The sequence below is a fragment of the Vibrio lamellibrachiae genome, from assembly GCF_050337265.1.
Lineage (GTDB): Bacteria > Pseudomonadota > Gammaproteobacteria > Enterobacterales > Vibrionaceae > Vibrio > Vibrio kyushuensis.
Genome location: NZ_JAKJSU010000005.1, coordinates 187,224 through 204,036 on the forward strand (window position 1 = coordinate 187,224; position 16,813 = coordinate 204,036).

Here is a 16,813-nt window from a genome sequence, read left to right on the forward strand (position 1 = left end):
TGCTAAGCCTTTTTAATGATTCGATAAATCGTTGCGGTGAGAAAAAACGAAGCCGATACGATAATGATTGATGCGCCAGATGGCACTGGCAACGCTAGCTCCATAGGTAGCACCGTTCCAACCAGGCAAGCGATCGTCGCCAGTAACGCAGATAACAGAACAAAGCTACCCATCCGTTTCGTTAACAGCCTAGCGGTTGCTCCTGGAATAAGAAGTAATGCACCTACCAACACAGCGCCTACAATTTTAACGGCTGCAATGGTGACCAGAGTGATCATCATGACAAACAGGTAGTCATAAAAGCTGGTGTTGTATCCCCTAACCTTTGCGATATCAGGGCTAATACAGGTCAGTAAAATTCGGTTGAATGTAGGAATAAGTAAAACCAAAATTAACGAGCAGCTTAGTGCCAGTATTGCGAGGTCTTGATCCGTCACCGTTAGAATTGAACCAAACAATACATTTTCAAGCATGTGAATATTTATCTTCCGCGCTACATACATCAAAAGTGCAGCGCCTACCGCCAACGCTAAGGCCAGAAACACACCCACCAAAGTGTCGTATGGGACATTGGTACGATTACGCACAAAGTGAAGTAATAACGCGAATATCATACAGAAGCTAAACAGACCAATGATTGGGTTCTCAGCAGGCTCACCCAATAGCACACCGATTGCTATTCCGGTTAACGCAGCGTGTCCGACCGCTTCAGAAAAGAAAGCCAAACGTTTTGCGATAACTAATGTCCCTAACCCACCTAAAAGTGGGCCTAGTAGCAATGCCGCAACTAAGGCGTTCACCATAAATGCGTATGAAAAACTTTCACTGAGCAGCCCTGCTTGAACACCGGATACCGCCAATTCTCTTAACCAATCCATTACGCGACCTCCTTTTTCAAAGGCACGGAAGACGTATAGTGCTGGAATAAGCTTTCAATTTTTGTTGGATGTAGAACTTGTTCGTGATGACCACTTTCGACAAGAAAGCGATTCACCACATGTACCGTTGCATTCAATCGCCTAACCGCAGAAACGTCATGATGTACCGCCAATATAGTTCGGCCTTCTGACACACATTCACGGATCAAAGCCTCTAAATAGCGTACGCCTTGCTCATCCATACCGGTTGTCGGTTCGTCTAACACCAATAAGCTAGGGTTATCGAGAAGTGCTTGTGCAAACAGAACACGCTGCTGCTCACCGCCAGATAACTGCCCCATTCGACGATCAGACCTTGTCGCCATACCAACATGATCGAGTTGCGCTAATGCTTGTTGATGTTGCTTCGTTTGCTTTCGCCAAAAAAGAGGCATTCGGGTTTGATTCAACAACACAAAATCCATGACCGTCAATGGCAAACTCGGTTCAAACGTCGCCTTTTGGGGAACATAACCAATACTGGTTTTAGCGGGCCATTGAATCTGCACATCACCAGAGAATGGAGTCAAACCAAGCACTGAACGTAATAACGAGGTTTTTCCACCTCCATTAGGCCCCATAATGACATGGCACCGTCCCTCTTCAAATGAGGTAGTAATTCCATCAAGTATAATGTTGTCATCGTATTTTAATGACAGGTTTGAAATAGAAATAGATGGACCGAGCATTAAACGTGACCTTGCGTTATTTGATTTTCTGCCGCGAACTTCATTGCTTCGATCAACGTCTCAAGGTTTTTCTTCATTTCGACCTCGACTTTATCGTTCTCGTACTCGCCATGCGTCATGTGCGAAAATCGGTACAATTGAACGCCCGTTTCAGCTTCAATGGTGTCAACAAAACGATTGGGCATATTTAGTTCATAAAACAGGACATCAATGCCCGACTCTCGAATTTTTTCAATCGTGCCCTGTAGCTGACTGGCACTTGGTTCAACGCCATGTGCTGGCTCTATCACTGCGGCTACGTCTACACCAAATTCCTGAAGAATATAGCCATAAGCATTGTGCGTGGTTGCCACTTTCATGCCTGATGTATTCAGCTCACCTAAAGAGGCCATCGCATCGCGCTTCATCAAGCGAAATTTTTTGGCATATTTACGTGCATTTTTTCGATAGAACGTTGCATTTTCAGGGTCGATTTCTGAAAGCTCGCTGGCAATGGTATACACCTTTTGAATGGTCGTAGAAAGGCCAACAAATGTATGAGGGTTCACGGCCCCTTGACCAACGGATTGCCCCATTGCAGGTAGCAATGGAACTTCATTATTTGCCTTGATCACAACAAGATCCTCTCGTTGAGACGCAGCAATAACCTTCAAAGCAAAATCATCGTGCCCGATCCCATTGACGACAATGACATCCATCTGATTTAACCGTTTTAAATCATTAGGCTGTGGTAAATAGTTATGTGGGTTAAAACCCGCATCAGCCAAAGGTAAAATATTGGCTTTATCCCCAACCACGGCTTTGACGTAACTGTAGTAAGGTTGAAGTGTAATACCGATGTTCAGTTTGTCTTTTTCAGCGAACGTCGATGGTGAGACAATCGCTGTAAACAGCATCGCTATAAGTGTAATAACTCGCATGTTGTTTTCTCTTATTGGAATTAGTGTTGATGCTTGTCTTGGTCTTGGCTCATAAAGACTGAGTTCATGATGACTTGCTTCCAGCCCCGTTTGATCAAGTGCTCATGTTGGTAGTCCGCCATCACCAATGCATCTTTTAAATTTGCCTTGTCTGGCTTAGAGAGCCAAATCTGCGGTGAGGCTTGTGTACTGTCGAGTAAAACTAGACTTGCCGCTTCGAGGTTGCTTGGAATGCCTAAGTAAAGCCCTTCTCCTAAACCCTGCCACTCATGCTCACCTTTTCTTTTCCAGCTTTGATCTTTTACAAACGGTGCGATCCAGTCACTCTCCATTTGCTCAATTGAAGGCCAAACTTTATGAAGAATTTCTTGATTAGTTTCTGAAGAATCTAACGCTGAGGCATCTATATCTGTGTTTGAGACAGCTATGTTTGATACAGCTATGCTTGAGATAGATAAGTTACTCTCAAAATATACATCTCGGATTTCCTCATGCGCGAGACGAAGCTCAGCAATCATCGCTAAATTCTCTTGATCAATATCTGAAATATGAACTTGATGATCGAGTATCGGCTGAGCGCTTGATTCAACTTGATGAAAAGGAATCGACACAGAGGCAAACAACAAGATGCCCAAGATAATTACACCGACCCATTTCCCTTCACGACCACCAGTGTCGGCTCTAACCGTTTGGATGATCATTTCTCGCTAATCTCGACGACATCCACTTCAACTGGGCTTTCATGCCCCGCATCAAATACCAAATAGAAATCTGTTTCAGGATGCGTAAACTCAACGATAGAACGTTTATCCGTCATCGTTTTTGCTATTAAGTTGTCTTCGTAGTCGAACATTTCAACGGCATAATCAACCGCAGTGCTGCCATCAGAATAACCCGCTTCGCAAATGATATTTTGGCTTTCTAGCCAGCAACTCATCAATGGAAAGTGCGCAAATACAGGCTGAGAAAATAAGCTCGTGATTAATGCCGTAACAGCTAAAGATGGTTTAATTATTAGACATTGTTTTTCTAGTAACTGTTTTTTTCGTAGCAGTTTTTTAATTCGAATATGATTCATAGACGTGTTCCAGTGGCACAGCAAGGGGCTCAAGCTTGAGCCCTAAAATAGGTAGAATGATTTATTGAAGTAGCGCTTCAAAAGTTAGATGCACATTGACGCTTGCTGTGTCAGCCATTGGGTTATTCTCCAATTCGCCTTTGTAATTCGCCTTCATTAAGTATCGGCCTGCAACCTCTGGTGTGAACGTCACTTCACCTTGCTCATTGCTCACAACATCAATCTGTTCTTGTTGATTGCGGTAAAGAGTCCCTTCACGTGTAATCTCTGCCGTTACACCTTGTTGAGGTTGACCGTTGTAGAAGAACTGGAATGTCACTGCCTCACCTTCAATGATGTCTGCTGGGTGAGTGACAGGTTTCATTTCAAGCAACTTACCTTCAATCTCTAGTGCTTTCTCAGTTGGCTTTCCGACTGTGATATAACTTTCAGCACGGGTGTAGCTAACTTGCGTGACAATATCTCGTGCTTTTTCTGGAACAATACCTGCGCGCTCAGCCTTGTTCGTTTTTACCCATTTAACCGTGTCACGCCGACCCGCTTTGTACTGCGTGTAATATGTCGGTTCATTGTTTATCGCAACCTTATGCGTCCCTTCTTCTTCAAAGTAGAAGTCAAACATTGAACGACGTTTACCTTTTACAACGAAATTAGGTCGCTCGTTTCGCCCATCAGGCATGATTACGAATGCTTTATCACTTCCAGCGGGTTTATCAAATACGAACGTGCCGTGAGACGCAGTAACATCGAACGTCAGCCAATCACCTCCTTCTTTTGATACCGTGAAGTGTGACGGTAAAACCCAACGAGGATGTGCCTGTGCTGTCGTCGCAGCCGCTAAACCAAACGCCATAACGCCCGCTAGAGCAATTGCTTTCATTTTTGTCTGTTTCATTTCATTCAATTCCATTGTTTGTTCACAAGCTCTCTGCTTGAGAATGTAAGATCATTCTTATTTAAATCTCATGTCGCTAACTGGCGGTTTCCATGACATAAAAACAGTCAGATGCGTATGAAGTGGATTACTTAACTTGAGAATTACTTCACTTGATAATTGAGAGTAATTTGACCCGTCTCGTCCGTTGGCTCTAGCTGATACACAACTTCGGTATCATTCAAGTCCACTTTTTGACGCAAGTAATCCCGGCCTCCATGCTCACGAACCACTTCTATATGAAGGGTGTAAGTACCTTGTTCAATTTTCTCACCACCATCATTGGTTCCATCCCAAATAAAACGGTACTGCCCAGCTGGGCGAGTTGCGGATGTGACGGCGTCAACCAACTCTCGATCATAGCGTCCTACCTTTCTCCACCAGCTTCGTAAATCTTTGAGCCATTCGTCTTTGCCTACCCACAACTCCATGGTTTTGACTGGCTTTCGCTTACTGTCTTCAAGCCACACTGCGACGTATGGTCTCGCGTACATTGAGGTTTCAATTTTTGGTAATTCAAAACTGATATCGAGTTTTGCTGATTCAGGTAGTGGCTTTGCGAATACTGCAATTGGGCACATGGCGAGAGCCAGCAGTGTTTTGCTCCAAGGGTACGTAATCATTATGAGTATCTCTTTCTACAGTGGTGCGCTTAAGGCACGGCAACTAAGTAAATAACGAGGGAAATTGCAGAGCCAAACATCGTCCATTTAAGGGACGTCGCAAAGGTCTTCTTCTTGGGTACCAGTAAGCACACACCGGTGAGGACAAAAAAGATCATAAGTAACGCCGTAATATCGATGAACCACCGCCAGACCTCACCACTGTTGCGACCTTTGTGCAGATCATTAAGCAAAGCGATGGTGCCGTAATCGGTGGTTTCAACTTCTGCTGTATACGTTGTTAAATCGATAAAAACTGCGGCGTTATAACCTGGCGCTTTGTAATCAAGAGTCATCTCTCCAATGACAAGCTCATGATCTTCATACTCGGTATACACATCTAAGTTCGACGCAATACCGGACACACCTGCATCTCTCAGATAGTCAATTAATTGTGCTTTATTAGATTGAATTTTTCCGTCTTTCATAGGGAAAATTGAAGCAGGGAGAGCCAACTCAAACTGTTCAATACTTGGTTCATTCAATTCGAATAGTTGAGGACGATTTAGAGTAATCCCGGTTACGGAAAAGAACAGCACGACCAGCAACAAAGCCATAGATATGTAGATATGAAGACGACGAGCCCAAAGCTGGACGGCTCTGTTTTTTAACACCATAAAACGAGTTACCCATTAAATATTCGACGTTAATTTATGTGATAATCATTCGTATTGGCATTTAATTTACATTGTTTACGTTTGTTTTAAATGTAAAAAAAACGCTCATGGTGAGCGGTTAATGTCGGTACTAGCAAGTCCATGCCCATGATTTCAAATTAATATAAAAATCAATATATTAAAGAAAAATTTACTACCCCCTTTTAACTGGGCCACTACGAACTGGCGTCCATAGTACGTAGTTGAATTAAGTACTTTATCCAACCTTTCGCTTCTGTCGACGGCTCCACATTGTTTGCATGCTTAGCTTGAATCAACGCATTTTCTAACTTGTTGAGCTTATACAAAGCCCTTACCCTAGCTAAAGCAATATCCGCTTGTTTATCCTTCGCTTCCACCCGATCAAGTTGTTTGAGTGCTTGACGATAATGACCTTCTTGCACCAATAACTGTGCGACATTCCAATGGTATTTTGGATTTATTTTTGATGCCAAAGACCAAACTTGAATCGATTTGTCCCACTCTTTCGCGAGCTGCCAGTAGGTCGCTTGTTCAGCAAGTAATTTCTCATCACTGTTCGCTCCTTCCAATTCACTGAGTTCTATGGCGGCACGCTCAGGAATGTCTTGCTTGGCATACAACTGTGCAAGTAATCGGCGGTCTGATTGTGTTAACTCGACTCCGTTTAGCTTAGCCAGTGATAAAGCATCTAACGCCGCTTTATCATCCTCTAACTGCAGTTGTAAGCCGACAAGTTGACGCCACCAATTTGATTTCTCAGGTTGCAGTAAAATGAGCTTCTCTAATGTTGGAATGGCACTGTTCCATTGTTTCAGTTGAAGTTGAGCCCCCAACTTTAAAGATAAGGGTGGTAATGCATTAGGATGTTCAAAGCCCTCATATTGCTCTAACGCCGAGAGGGTTTTATTCCAATTCTCAACTTGATATTCCGCTTGGGCTAAACGCATCCATAACTCGTCTTCTTTTTGAGTGTCAGGAACACTTTTCACTAAGGCATAGTAGTGCGGTAACGCCTGCTTAAACTGCTGTTCGTTAAGCAGCACATCGGCCAACATTCTCTGGGTTATCCAAGCTTGATCATCCGTCAGCAACCCACTGTTTACAGCGTAAGTTAACTGCTTGACCGCCAGTTTAGTTTGCTCATTTTGCCAATAAAACACACCCAACATCCGAGCAACAAAGGCTTTGTCATAGGCACGCGTAAGATCCAGTTTGTTTAGCGTTTCTATCGCCTCAGTCACTTTCTCATCTTGGGCGAGCTGATGTGCTTTTTGAACCCGCACCGCTGTATATTGACTCAGCTCACTGGCTATTGCAGACAGTGAAATCAATACCGCTGCAAGACTAATAAATATCCGCTTCATCATTTGGCTAATTTAAACTCCAGTCTTACTGTTTGATCTGTCTGCGCTATGGATTTACCATCAATGACCTTCGGCTGATATTTCCATTTTTTTAGCGCTCGTATCGCTTCTCTTTCAAACATACGTCTTGGGTTGGCTTCAAGAACGTGGATGTCGATTGGGCGACCCATCTCATCAATCGTAAATTGCATAATCACAAAGCCTTCAGCCCCGCGTTTTAATGCCTTAGCTGGGTAACGAGGCTCTACACGGTACAGTGGTAATGCCTGCTGATTAGCGCCAAAATCTGAAAAGGTAGGTGTATTGATCGCCAAGCCATCTATTGCAGTGTCTAGACCCAGTGATGGTAATGACGACATTGCTGTTATCGGGGTCACCTCTGCTTTAGAGTGAGAAACTTTAGCTTCTGGCGGTATTTCAGGGGCTTTAGGCGGTTCAGGAACCGTTCGTTGTCGGCGCTGGACTTCCATCTCCGCTTCGACCATAACCATGTTGAAGCTTAAGGCTTCAGCTCCCTTAGGTGCTCTTTGATGTCCATTATCCACCATCCAAGCCATGAAAGAGAACAGAGCCAAACCAAAGATCGCCGCCAAAGGCAGCGCTAGTAAATAACGAACCATTATTGCTTCTCCGCAGCCAAGGCAATGTTTTTAACACCCGCCCCTTTTGCCGCGTCCATCACTTTTACAACGGTGCCGTTATAAGCATGTTCATCCGCTTGAATCACAAGAGAAGCGTCTGGCTGTTCAAGTAATAAATGCTCCAATGTGGCTTGAACGCGCTCAACATCAATCATGCGTTTATCTATGTAAATATCGTTTGCCGAAGTTATCGCGACAAAAATACCCGCGTCTTTCTGGCTGACTATATTAGACGCTTGAGGGCGATTCACTTCGACACCTGACTCACGCACAAATGAACTGGTTACAATGAAGAAAATTAGCATGATAAAAACAATATCAAGCATGGAGGTTAGATCGATCTGCGCTTCATCATTTTGGTTATGCCGTCTACCGAGTCTCATCGTTGACTCCTTAAAGATTTTTCTAATTTCAGTTCTAATAAGTTACATTTTTTGGATAGCCGAGCATGCACGAACATTCCAGCTAAAGCCGCGACCATCCCTGCCATGGTAGGCAATGTTGCAAGTGAGATACCCGATGCCATCAACTGAGGGTCACTACTGCCTTGGTTTGCCATCACATCAAAGACTGAAATCATCCCTGTTACAGTACCGAGCAATCCAAGCATTGGGCAAAGTGCAACGAGCAGTTTTATGAAACTTAAGTTCTGTTGAAGCGATGTGCGGGCTTCGCCTAACCACCCCTCTTTTATTGAGCGAGCATGCCAAGAAGAGTGGTCCATACGTTCATGCCACTTATCAACCCACAACTGGCGCTGCTTTGGGAAGTAAAGCGTCACGTACAAAACACGTTCGATAACCAGAAACCAATAAAGCAAGACCACAGCGGCTAACCACCACAGAACAAAGCCGCCTTGTTGCATAAATTGAGACAGCGAAAGAAACCAGTTATTATTCATCCATACGTCAGCGAAAAGAGAGCTTGATAACAAACTCTCTGATAACACAGCACTCATTACGCCGCTACCTCGAGTGAGGATGCAGGAGAATGTGATTTAGTGTCTTTTTCTGCCTGTTCCGCGATAAGGCTGATACCCTGCTTCTCTAAAGTATTGCGAATGTTTTCCGCTTGGGTACTCAAAATGTTGTGAGCAAGCAGCAGAGGCATAGCCGCAACAAGGCCAAGTACCGTTGTAATCAATGCCATTGAAATACCACCAGCCATCACTTTCGGATCGCCATTACCAAACTGTGTGATCACTTGGAATGTTTCAATCATTCCAGTCACCGTACCAAGTAACCCCAGCATCGGAGCTAACGCCGCCAAGAGTTTGAGCATCGACAGCCCTTTCTCTAAATGAGTCTGTTCATCGACAACAGCTTCCAGTAAACGTAACTCGAGGGCTTCCACACTGCGATTTTGCTCTTTATCATAGACAGCGAGAACACGCCCAAGAGGATTGTTACTTGGTTGAGTCGGGTTCTTTAATTGTTTACGTATTTTCTGACTTGCCATAGCAAGCGAAACACCACGGAACAAAGCGATAATTAAGCCAACAACCAATAACCCGATAATAACCCTGCCGACGACCCCACCCGCTTGAAGGCGATCCATAAGGCTTGGCGATAAAGCAAGTTGTTCAAGCATTATCCCTCGCGAAGGATCCAAGACGACATTTGAAACGCCACCACTTTCAAGTGCAGATAGGCTGCTTAGAATTGGGCCGTTGCCCGGCTGCTTTAAATAAGCAATAGCCTCATTGTGGTTGGCGTTCCAATTTACATAACCATGTTCAGTAATAAGACCTAATGAGCCTAAACGTACAGCGTCAATGGTGTGCGTGTTACCTTCGCCATCAACAAAAGGAATTTGCGTTTCACTTAGCTCGCCACTTGCTTGAATTTGGTCAACCATGCTTAGCCACAAACCTGTTAGCTGAGACATTGATGGTAAAGATTTCGCTTCGATGATTTGATCGACTATTGCAGTATGTTCACCGCGATCAACACTAGTCACACTGGTGTTAAGTTCAGTGCCCAGCTCTTTGGCATTTTGACGAACAACACCAAATAACTCACCAAGACTGCCTGTTTCAAGGCGAAGCTGCTCTTCTAATTGAGCCAGTTTGTTTTCGTTATCGCTAAACTTAACGGTAAGAGCGTCCGTTTTGGATTGAAGTGACACTCGCTGAGCTTCAATCTTAGATTTCAGCGTAAGTAACTCATTTTCTGTGAGTTTAAAACCAGTTTCACGCTGTGCGTTGTGTTGTTGCTGGTGCTTATTTTCTGCCTTTGATTGGGCCACAAGTTCTGTTTCAGCAAAGCTATTGAACGATAGGGATAAAAGGCACAGGGTTGATACCGTAAAATTCACAGTAACTAATCGTTTTAAATTCATTATTTGGCCTCAGCAATATTCAGAGAAACAGGTAACATGATCAAACTTGGCGCGACTTGTTGGTTAGCTACTTCGTACGCCTTATCCAACTCACCTTTCATGCCACTATCAACGTCAACCCAGCGCTCTGAATTCTTGTTCCAGGTCCAATATTGATTGCCTTTCAGGTTTCGAGCGACTAAAGACACACGGCCTAAATGTAAAATATCTGCCTTAATGTTTTGTGAATCACCTAGCGTCACACGGCCTTGGTAAACACCCAGCTTGGTGCCGTAATCCATTTCAATTTGGTAAGCCTCTAAAATACGGCGGTACCTTTCAGCATCACTCACATCAGCTTGAGCCATCATTGTGGTTAATTTCTCGACTCGCGCTAAACGTTGCTCACGCTTAAATGGGGCATCGTCTTCAATGATGATATTAAGGCCATCAATCATTCGATACATCAGAGGTACAACCCCTTGACGCGTCACTTTTATCTGGTCAATTTGCTCTTCTATATTGACGGCTTCACTGTTTTGGCTATCCACTAACGCAGCGAGATGGTTATGGTAGATCTCGAGGTTTTTCACCTCCTCTTGTAATTGTTCTATCTCGGCTTTTAAGCTTAGTGCCGCTTCCGCACTCTGATTAATCACTTTCTGGCTCGATGCAGAAGCAGTGTTCGTTTTATTTTGTATCGCTTGTGCCTGACTTAGGCTATTCGCTGTCGCAAACGTTGCCATTGAGCACATCAGAAAGGTAAGGCTGGTTTTAAGAGGGTTCATAGTGGTATTTGATTACGTGTGAAAAGGTTACAGATAAAGTCATTGACTGATGTCTATCAGCAGCAATTATTAGAAATAAAAGGCTATTCATGCCGCTTTAACAACAAATGCGCAAATGGGGAAGGTGCTACCCTTCCCCGATACTTGAATTATTAAAGCTTCTTACTCAAAGCTGACTAAATTCGACAGTAAATATACTTAGTATTTAACTTGGAGTGTTGCCATATAGTTACGGCCTTCTCCAACAACAACACCACTTGTGCTGCCGCCTTCTAGATACTCTGTATCAAACAAGTTCTCTACATTAAAACGCGCAACGAAATCTAGGTTGTCGTCATATTTAATCGTATGTGAAATACCCATATCTACACGTGTGTAGGCATCTTTCTTAAACTCATTAGCACTTTCTGTGTAACGCTCACCAACATGGTAAATACCTAAGTTAACATCAGTACCATTATTGAACGCGTACGTAGACCAAATACTCGCGGTAAATTCAGGTACGTCTGCAGGCGTTTTACCTTCAAGTTCAGGGTCGTTTTTGTACTCTGCATCTAAGAACATTGTTGAAGCACTTAATGAGAACTCATTAGTGATGTAGCCAGTAGCTGACAGTTCCGCACCAGTATGAACTTGCTCACCCACTTGCGTCGTACGAGTGCTATCACCATTTGGATCCAAGTCTTCTGTTACTTGCATATTCGATTGGGTAATTTGGAACAATGCACCAGAGACTAATAGACGCTCGTCGAACAACTCCCACTTTGAGCCTAGCTCATAAAGCGTGCCTTTCTGAGCATCCTGCTTTTGACCATAATTCACATCGTCTTGGTCCGTGATTTCACCAACGGGTTCAAAGCTTTCAGAATAAACGGCGTAGATAGAGCCATTTTCAGCTGGTGAATAAATAACGCCGACTTTTGGCAAAATGTTGTTGTAACTCTCTTCTGAGCCACTGCTACTGATTGTTTTATCGTAAGCAAAACGAGCACCCGCAAGCGCCTGCCATTGATCATTGATCGTTATTAGATCTTGTACATAAAAGCCGTAGTGTTTGCTTTCAGAGTGTGAAAGGCCTGATGTGTCATTGCTGTAATGGATATCAGACGGTTTGTCGAAACCATTGCCGCACTCTTTAATTGCATCAGCTTCAGTCGAGTTCACACACGCGTAATCAGAGTAGTACAGCTGTTTGTAGTCGTAGTGCAGTCCGTTCACACCAAGTAGCAAACGGTGATTAACGCCTAATGCATCAAAATCACCCGTAAAATCTGCGTACGCAGTATCGAATGTCCACTCGTCATGACGATCGGAGACTTTATAACCGTAGTCTGAACCCGTTTGGCGAACTGTGTTATTTGCTTCAGTACGTTGACGTTCGTAAAACTGACGGCTGATGCCCGTTTTCACAGACCAAGTGTCATTTAGGCTCGCAGTTATCGCTGCGCCGTAATTCGCAATATCATTGTCAGTTTGTGCAAAGCGCTGATCATTCACGATACTAGGGTCAATGACTTCCCCAGTCGTCGTGTCAATTTTCGACCCATTGTCTAAATCGCCAAGCTCTTGAGTACGGTCGTAATGAAGAGAAAGCATAACATCGTCGTTAATATCGTAATCAACAAAAAGGCCACCAACAAAACGCTCAGTTTCTACATCAGTCCCATCGAAACGTGTACGCCAAGAGTCTTGATTTTCTTGCGATACAATCGCACGAGCTCTTAGTGTTTGAGCTTCGTTCAATGAACCACTCACGTCTGCAACAGTACGTGTATAGTTGTCTGAACCAAGGTCTTGACTCACGCTCACTTGAGTCTCATAGGTTGGCTTTTTAGAGATCATATTCACTAAGCCACCCGGAGTTGATTCACCGTACAGTAAACCAGCAGGGCCTTTTAATACTTCTACGCGTTCCAACAACTCAACAGGTTGGCGATAGTGAGACCAATGTTGAACACCATCACGTAGGTAACTTGAGCCACTGTCTAAAGAGAAGCCTCGTAAGTTGAAACGCTCACGGTTGGTCGATTTTGAACCCGCTGAAATAGAAGCGTCATTCTTCAAAACTTCACCAAGTGTGCTTGCGCGTTGTTCATCAATGATTTTCTCATCGATAACGGAAACTTGTCCTGGAGTCTCTAGCTGAGTCGCTTCCATACGCATTGCCGTTGAGTTGGTGTCGGCTTTGTAGCCATACTCACGCCCCTCGACAACCATATGTTCATCTGTTTTTACTGAATCTGCTAAAGCTACAGGCGAGGCAAGTACGGCGCCAATTACTAAAGCCAATGGGCTCTTTGAAAACATTATCCTTTATCTCCGATATTATTATTGTTCAGGTTTCGGCTCATTTGATGAGCTCTTCCTGTTAATCCGTTTCCGGTACCACTGAATTATTTCGGAGGTGAATATAAGTGATAATTATTACCATTTGCATTAAATTTACATTCTTTGCATTCGTAAATTTTTGTAAAGATTCACCAATCAATCTAACAACACGCCATCAGATATAAAAAAGGCGCTATAAAGCGCCATTTTTAATCAATTGGGAACAATAAACTGACCCGCAGTCCACCATTTTTTCTATTTTCAGCAATAACTTGACCTTGCATCAGAACCATCGCCTCTTTAACAATCGCAAGCCCGAGACCGTAACCGCCAGATTGCTTGTCACGCGCTGACTCTAAGCGTGTAAATGGATCAAATATCCGTTCTAGTTGGCTTTCTGGAATGCCTAGTCCGTTATCTTCTATAGTTATAACGCTGCAGCGCTTGGCATAAGTAGCTTCAAAACAAGAAACTATTATCTCGGCTTCCTCCCCTGCATATTTAACGGCATTAGCGATTAAGTTACCAAGCACTCGTAACAATAGACGTTCATCCGCTTTTACAAAGTTGGTTAGGTCATTCCGGTCATTCATTACTAGCGTTTGATTAGGCTTCACATCAGCCTGCATCTGATTGACTTGTAAAGAACAATATTGCTCTAGCTGAACAAGGGTCAGTTTCGCATCGTATCGAGAATTTTCTAATCGACTGAATTCCAAAATCTCCCCAACCAAATCATTCATTTCTTCGGTTTCTTTCTCTAAACGATCAAGTAAGTACTGCTCATTGCTAGGGATTTTATTACGGAGTAAATGCAGTGCGAGGTTTTGCCTTGCTAATGGTGTTCTTAATTCGTGAGAGACATCTCTGATGAGCCTACGCTGCTTCTCTGCGAGTGAATGTATCTCATTAGTCATATGATCGAAATCTTGTGCCAATTCATTGAACTCACGTGTCTTTGATTTTAGTTCCGAAACAACACTCACTGAAAAGTCGCCCTTTGAGAGCCTTCTACTCGCTTCTCGTAATCTATCCAAAGGCTGTTGAAGACTCTTCGCCATGATGATTGAAAATAAGGTCAAGATTACGAGTGCAATAAAGGCTTTGATCAGTGAAAAATACAAAGAGAAATGTTGAGCTGGGTGGACCTGATGAGGTAGTTGAATCACCAGTGTTTTATTTTGAACTAACTTGATACCAAAAATTGGTTTATTAACACGGGCATCTAGCTGATGATTTAAATCACGTAGATACCGAAGCTTGAATTCAAAGTGAGGGTGCATATTTCTATGTGTAATTGGATGATTTTCTGCATCCAGCACAAATAAGTAATACGGCTGAGCGTTGGCCCAATCCGCCAGTTCATCCATGTCCCCCTCTTCGATTAACACGTTAGCTTGATATGCCATATCTAACATGTCTACCTTGACGGTTTGTGGAACTTTAAGAAGAGCCTTCATCAAGGCTTTTTCTGCAAGCCCTTGAAGAATCAATATTGATACAAGAATGACCGTTAGGTAGCTAAAGAGCTTAAAGGTTAACCCGTCTTTTCGTTTAGCAATAAATTCAGGGCATCGAATACAGTTTTTCATTAAGCCCCAACCGTTTCTAAATAACTGTACCCTTTGCCTCGCACCGTTTTTATATGTTGTTTAGAAAGCCCTGCTTGCACTAATTTGCGACGAATATTGCTGATGTGCATATCTAAGTTTCTATCAAAAGGACACAGTTCCTTTTTTAACACTCTCACTTGTAAATCAGATTTTGAAACCACCACACCGTGGTTTTTGATTAAGTAATCTAACAATTCAGATTCTGTACCCGTTAACGGTAACCGGGATAATTGCTCGTTTAATCCCTTATTATTGGTGGCGATAGATTGCCTTTGCTTTTCTAAGCCAACTCTACGCAATATAACTTTGATTCGAGTTAATAACTCAGGAACCTTAAACGGTTTTGCAATATATTGATCCGCACCCGCTTGGTAACCATCTAGCATTGACGCTTCATCATTGAGGGCTGTGAGCATTAGGATTGGAGTGGCGAATCGCTGACAGATTCGACGAGCAACTTGAAGGCCGCTCAAATTAGGGAGCATCACATCAAGTAACACTAAGTCGACGGGATTACTTTGAATAAACTCTAATGCACTTTCACCGCAGTGTACTGAATCTACGTGATAGCCCTCCTCTTCAAGGACTTCACTAAGAAGTTCACATAACTGAATATCATCATCGACAACTAAAACACGTGACATAATTGCGCACCATTAAACAATAATGGTTCGCATTCTAATTATCAGTTATATCAAATACAACCATTTATCTTGTATCACCCAATTCTAGGGAGAATGAGGATAACTTACATAACGGCTTAGCGTATCAATCTTACGACCAAGGAACCCGGTGCTCGCACTGATTCAACATTATGGCTGATCACCGTGCCATTGATGGGGGCGGTATAAATTTCCACTTCATCGCCAAAGCTATTGTACTGCTTGGCTAACATCTGCCCTTTTTTTACTGTATCCATCAACTCGACGTGACAAATAACAAAACCACCTTGTTTAGCTCGTACGCTGATAATCTCATTGCCCTCAATACAGGGAACTTGAGCTGATTCAATCTCACCAGATAGAATTTCATACGATTTAAGAATATTGAGCACGCCTTGAGTGGCTCGATCTATCATCTCTAAATCGGTATAGCGACCAACACCCACTTCTATAGTAATCGATGGAATACCGGCTCGATTGTAAACCGTTTCAAGAACGCCCGGATCACCAGGGTCATTAAGAATAACGTCTGGGCTGATGAGCTTTGCCATGCGAATCGAGTCTTCCAATCGATAGTCTGCGAAGACATAAAGTGGGTACGTTGAACCACTCGTCTGAGAGTGAAGGTCAATCGCCAAGTCAGCATTTGGTTTCAATAAATTCTCCCACAGACTATGAGCATAGCGACTGGCATCATCGCCTGTAGAACTGCCTGGAAATACACGATTTAGGTTGGCTGAGGAGCTATCGGGTGCCGCTGAATGGAAATCTCGGCTATGGCGAGCAATACCTGAAAGATTCACCGTGGGTACTATGATGACCGAGCCAGCAAGATCTTTACCTACTAACGTTCTTGCTAACTTTTGAGCGGTTAAAATACCGTTTTGCTCATCTCCGTGGATACCGGCCGTAATCATTATTCGCTTACCCGATTTTTTACCCTTAAAAACTCTAACCGCTAAGGTTTGAGGATGGCCAATAGCATCGGTCGCAACCGCAAACCAAAACTTATGTTCACCCGCTTCAAGAGCATTGACATCCAATGCTTGAATGGTTGGGTACATCGGTACAATACATTCGTTAAAAGAACGGGCCATTATGCTTTTCCATTACTAAACCATGACTCTCATACTAACTTAAACAAGAAGATCACGCTTAGGTATAATTGCAGTAAAGTGCACTGTATATACTTAATATATATAGGGTTACTCACATAATACTAGCTAACATAAGTCGAACGACACTCTGAGCTCAAACATC

At 43.3% G+C, this 16,813-nt stretch carries 18 protein-coding genes; all 18 read right to left on the minus strand.

The features are described 5' to 3' along the window. Positions 1–2: 2 nt before the first annotated feature. On the minus strand, positions 3–878 hold the full coding sequence (locus L4C54_RS06440; RefSeq protein ID WP_428807525.1) for a metal ABC transporter permease: 876 nt from the start codon (positions 876–878) through the stop codon (positions 3–5). Further along, positions 878–1,606, minus strand: coding sequence for a metal ABC transporter ATP-binding protein (locus tag L4C54_RS06445; protein WP_428807526.1), 729 nt, complete (start codon positions 1,604–1,606; stop codon positions 878–880). Before L4C54_RS06445 ends, L4C54_RS06440 begins: the two co-directional genes overlap by 1 nt. Next, positions 1,606–2,502, minus strand: a complete 897-nt coding sequence (locus L4C54_RS06450; protein ID WP_428807944.1) for a metal ABC transporter solute-binding protein, Zn/Mn family — start codon at positions 2,500–2,502, stop codon at positions 1,606–1,608. The genes L4C54_RS06445 and L4C54_RS06450 overlap by 1 nt, the downstream gene beginning before the upstream one ends. A 44-nt stretch (positions 2,503–2,546) precedes the next feature. Beyond that, on the minus strand, positions 2,547–3,227 hold the full coding sequence (locus L4C54_RS06455; RefSeq protein WP_428807527.1) for a DUF6162 family protein: 681 nt from the start codon (positions 3,225–3,227) through the stop codon (positions 2,547–2,549). After that, positions 3,224–3,604 (minus strand): hypothetical protein, encoded by a 381-nt coding sequence (locus tag L4C54_RS06460; protein ID WP_428807528.1) that lies wholly within the window; start codon positions 3,602–3,604, stop codon positions 3,224–3,226. Before L4C54_RS06460 ends, L4C54_RS06455 begins: the two co-directional genes overlap by 4 nt. A gap of 61 nt (positions 3,605–3,665) precedes the next feature. Then, positions 3,666–4,499: a DUF4198 domain-containing protein gene (locus L4C54_RS06465; RefSeq protein WP_428807529.1), complete on the minus strand. Its 834-nt coding sequence runs from the start codon at positions 4,497–4,499 to the stop codon at positions 3,666–3,668. A 143-nt stretch (positions 4,500–4,642) separates the two neighbouring features. Further along, a complete protein-coding gene (locus L4C54_RS06470; protein ID WP_428807530.1) occupies positions 4,643–5,161 on the minus strand; it encodes a DUF2271 domain-containing protein in 519 nt (172 codons plus the stop codon). A gap of 29 nt (positions 5,162–5,190) precedes the next feature. Continuing rightward, a complete protein-coding gene (locus L4C54_RS06475) occupies positions 5,191–5,817 on the minus strand; it encodes a PepSY-associated TM helix domain-containing protein (protein ID WP_428800006.1) in 627 nt (208 codons plus the stop codon). Positions 5,818–6,032: 215 nt separating this feature from the next. After that, the gene (locus L4C54_RS06480) at positions 6,033–7,205 is read right to left on the minus strand and encodes a tetratricopeptide repeat protein (protein ID WP_428807531.1); all 1,173 of its coding nucleotides are present in this window, start codon (positions 7,203–7,205) and stop codon (positions 6,033–6,035) included. After that, a complete protein-coding gene (locus L4C54_RS06485; RefSeq protein ID WP_428807532.1) occupies positions 7,202–7,822 on the minus strand; it encodes an energy transducer TonB in 621 nt (206 codons plus the stop codon). Before L4C54_RS06485 ends, L4C54_RS06480 begins: the two co-directional genes overlap by 4 nt. Beyond that, positions 7,822–8,226, minus strand: a complete 405-nt coding sequence (locus L4C54_RS06490) for an ExbD/TolR family protein (RefSeq protein WP_428807533.1) — start codon at positions 8,224–8,226, stop codon at positions 7,822–7,824. The genes L4C54_RS06485 and L4C54_RS06490 overlap by 1 nt, the downstream gene beginning before the upstream one ends. Then, positions 8,223–8,744: a MotA/TolQ/ExbB proton channel family protein gene (locus tag L4C54_RS06495; RefSeq protein WP_428807945.1), complete on the minus strand. Its 522-nt coding sequence runs from the start codon at positions 8,742–8,744 to the stop codon at positions 8,223–8,225. Before L4C54_RS06495 ends, L4C54_RS06490 begins: the two co-directional genes overlap by 4 nt. A gap of 56 nt (positions 8,745–8,800) precedes the next feature. Then, the gene (locus tag L4C54_RS06500; protein WP_428807534.1) at positions 8,801–10,183 is read right to left on the minus strand and encodes a MotA/TolQ/ExbB proton channel family protein; all 1,383 of its coding nucleotides are present in this window, start codon (positions 10,181–10,183) and stop codon (positions 8,801–8,803) included. Next, on the minus strand, positions 10,183–10,950 hold the full coding sequence (locus tag L4C54_RS06505; RefSeq protein WP_428807535.1) for a DUF3450 domain-containing protein: 768 nt from the start codon (positions 10,948–10,950) through the stop codon (positions 10,183–10,185). The genes L4C54_RS06500 and L4C54_RS06505 overlap by 1 nt, the downstream gene beginning before the upstream one ends. A 198-nt stretch (positions 10,951–11,148) precedes the next feature. Beyond that, positions 11,149–13,257, minus strand: a complete 2,109-nt coding sequence (locus L4C54_RS06510) for a TonB-dependent siderophore receptor (protein ID WP_428807536.1) — start codon at positions 13,255–13,257, stop codon at positions 11,149–11,151. Positions 13,258–13,487: 230 nt separating this feature from the next. Next, positions 13,488–14,870: a histidine kinase sensor domain-containing protein gene (locus L4C54_RS06515; protein WP_428799999.1), complete on the minus strand. Its 1,383-nt coding sequence runs from the start codon at positions 14,868–14,870 to the stop codon at positions 13,488–13,490. After that, positions 14,870–15,535, minus strand: a complete 666-nt coding sequence (locus L4C54_RS06520; protein ID WP_428799998.1) for a response regulator transcription factor — start codon at positions 15,533–15,535, stop codon at positions 14,870–14,872. The genes L4C54_RS06515 and L4C54_RS06520 overlap by 1 nt, the downstream gene beginning before the upstream one ends. A 116-nt stretch (positions 15,536–15,651) precedes the next feature. Continuing rightward, positions 15,652–16,650, minus strand: coding sequence for a succinylglutamate desuccinylase/aspartoacylase family protein (locus tag L4C54_RS06525; RefSeq protein WP_428807537.1), 999 nt, complete (start codon positions 16,648–16,650; stop codon positions 15,652–15,654). Between the last annotated feature and the right edge of the window lie 163 nt (positions 16,651–16,813).

Excerpts from the sequence above, each read along its gene's own strand:
- L4C54_RS06440 (WP_428807525.1), bottom strand. The coding sequence starts at position 878 with ATGGATTGGTTAAGAGAATTGGCGGTATCCGGTGTTCAAGCAGGGCTG.
- L4C54_RS06445 (WP_428807526.1), bottom strand. The coding sequence starts at position 1,606 with ATGCTCGGTCCATCTATTTCTATTTCAAACCTGTCATTAAAATACGAT.
- L4C54_RS06450 (WP_428807944.1), bottom strand. The coding sequence starts at position 2,502 with ATGCTGTTTACAGCGATTGTCTCACCATCGACGTTCGCTGAAAAAGAC.
- L4C54_RS06455 (WP_428807527.1), bottom strand. The coding sequence starts at position 3,227 with ATGATCATCCAAACGGTTAGAGCCGACACTGGTGGTCGTGAAGGGAAA.
- L4C54_RS06460 (WP_428807528.1), bottom strand. The coding sequence starts at position 3,604 with ATGAATCATATTCGAATTAAAAAACTGCTACGAAAAAAACAGTTACTA.
- L4C54_RS06465 (WP_428807529.1), bottom strand. The coding sequence starts at position 4,499 with ATGAAACAGACAAAAATGAAAGCAATTGCTCTAGCGGGCGTTATGGCG.
- L4C54_RS06470 (WP_428807530.1), bottom strand. The coding sequence starts at position 5,161 with ATGATTACGTACCCTTGGAGCAAAACACTGCTGGCTCTCGCCATGTGC.
- L4C54_RS06475 (WP_428800006.1), bottom strand. The coding sequence starts at position 5,817 with ATGGTGTTAAAAAACAGAGCCGTCCAGCTTTGGGCTCGTCGTCTTCAT.
- L4C54_RS06480 (WP_428807531.1), bottom strand. The coding sequence starts at position 7,205 with ATGATGAAGCGGATATTTATTAGTCTTGCAGCGGTATTGATTTCACTG.
- L4C54_RS06485 (WP_428807532.1), bottom strand. The coding sequence starts at position 7,822 with ATGGTTCGTTATTTACTAGCGCTGCCTTTGGCGGCGATCTTTGGTTTG.
- L4C54_RS06490 (WP_428807533.1), bottom strand. The coding sequence starts at position 8,226 with ATGAGACTCGGTAGACGGCATAACCAAAATGATGAAGCGCAGATCGAT.
- L4C54_RS06495 (WP_428807945.1), bottom strand. The coding sequence starts at position 8,744 with ATGAATAATAACTGGTTTCTTTCGCTGTCTCAATTTATGCAACAAGGC.
- L4C54_RS06500 (WP_428807534.1), bottom strand. The coding sequence starts at position 10,183 with ATGAATTTAAAACGATTAGTTACTGTGAATTTTACGGTATCAACCCTG.
- L4C54_RS06505 (WP_428807535.1), bottom strand. The coding sequence starts at position 10,950 with ATGAACCCTCTTAAAACCAGCCTTACCTTTCTGATGTGCTCAATGGCA.
- L4C54_RS06510 (WP_428807536.1), bottom strand. The coding sequence starts at position 13,257 with ATGTTTTCAAAGAGCCCATTGGCTTTAGTAATTGGCGCCGTACTTGCC.
- L4C54_RS06515 (WP_428799999.1), bottom strand. The coding sequence starts at position 14,870 with ATGAAAAACTGTATTCGATGCCCTGAATTTATTGCTAAACGAAAAGAC.
- L4C54_RS06520 (WP_428799998.1), bottom strand. The coding sequence starts at position 15,535 with ATGTCACGTGTTTTAGTTGTCGATGATGATATTCAGTTATGTGAACTT.
- L4C54_RS06525 (WP_428807537.1), bottom strand. The coding sequence starts at position 16,650 with ATGGCCCGTTCTTTTAACGAATGTATTGTACCGATGTACCCAACCATT.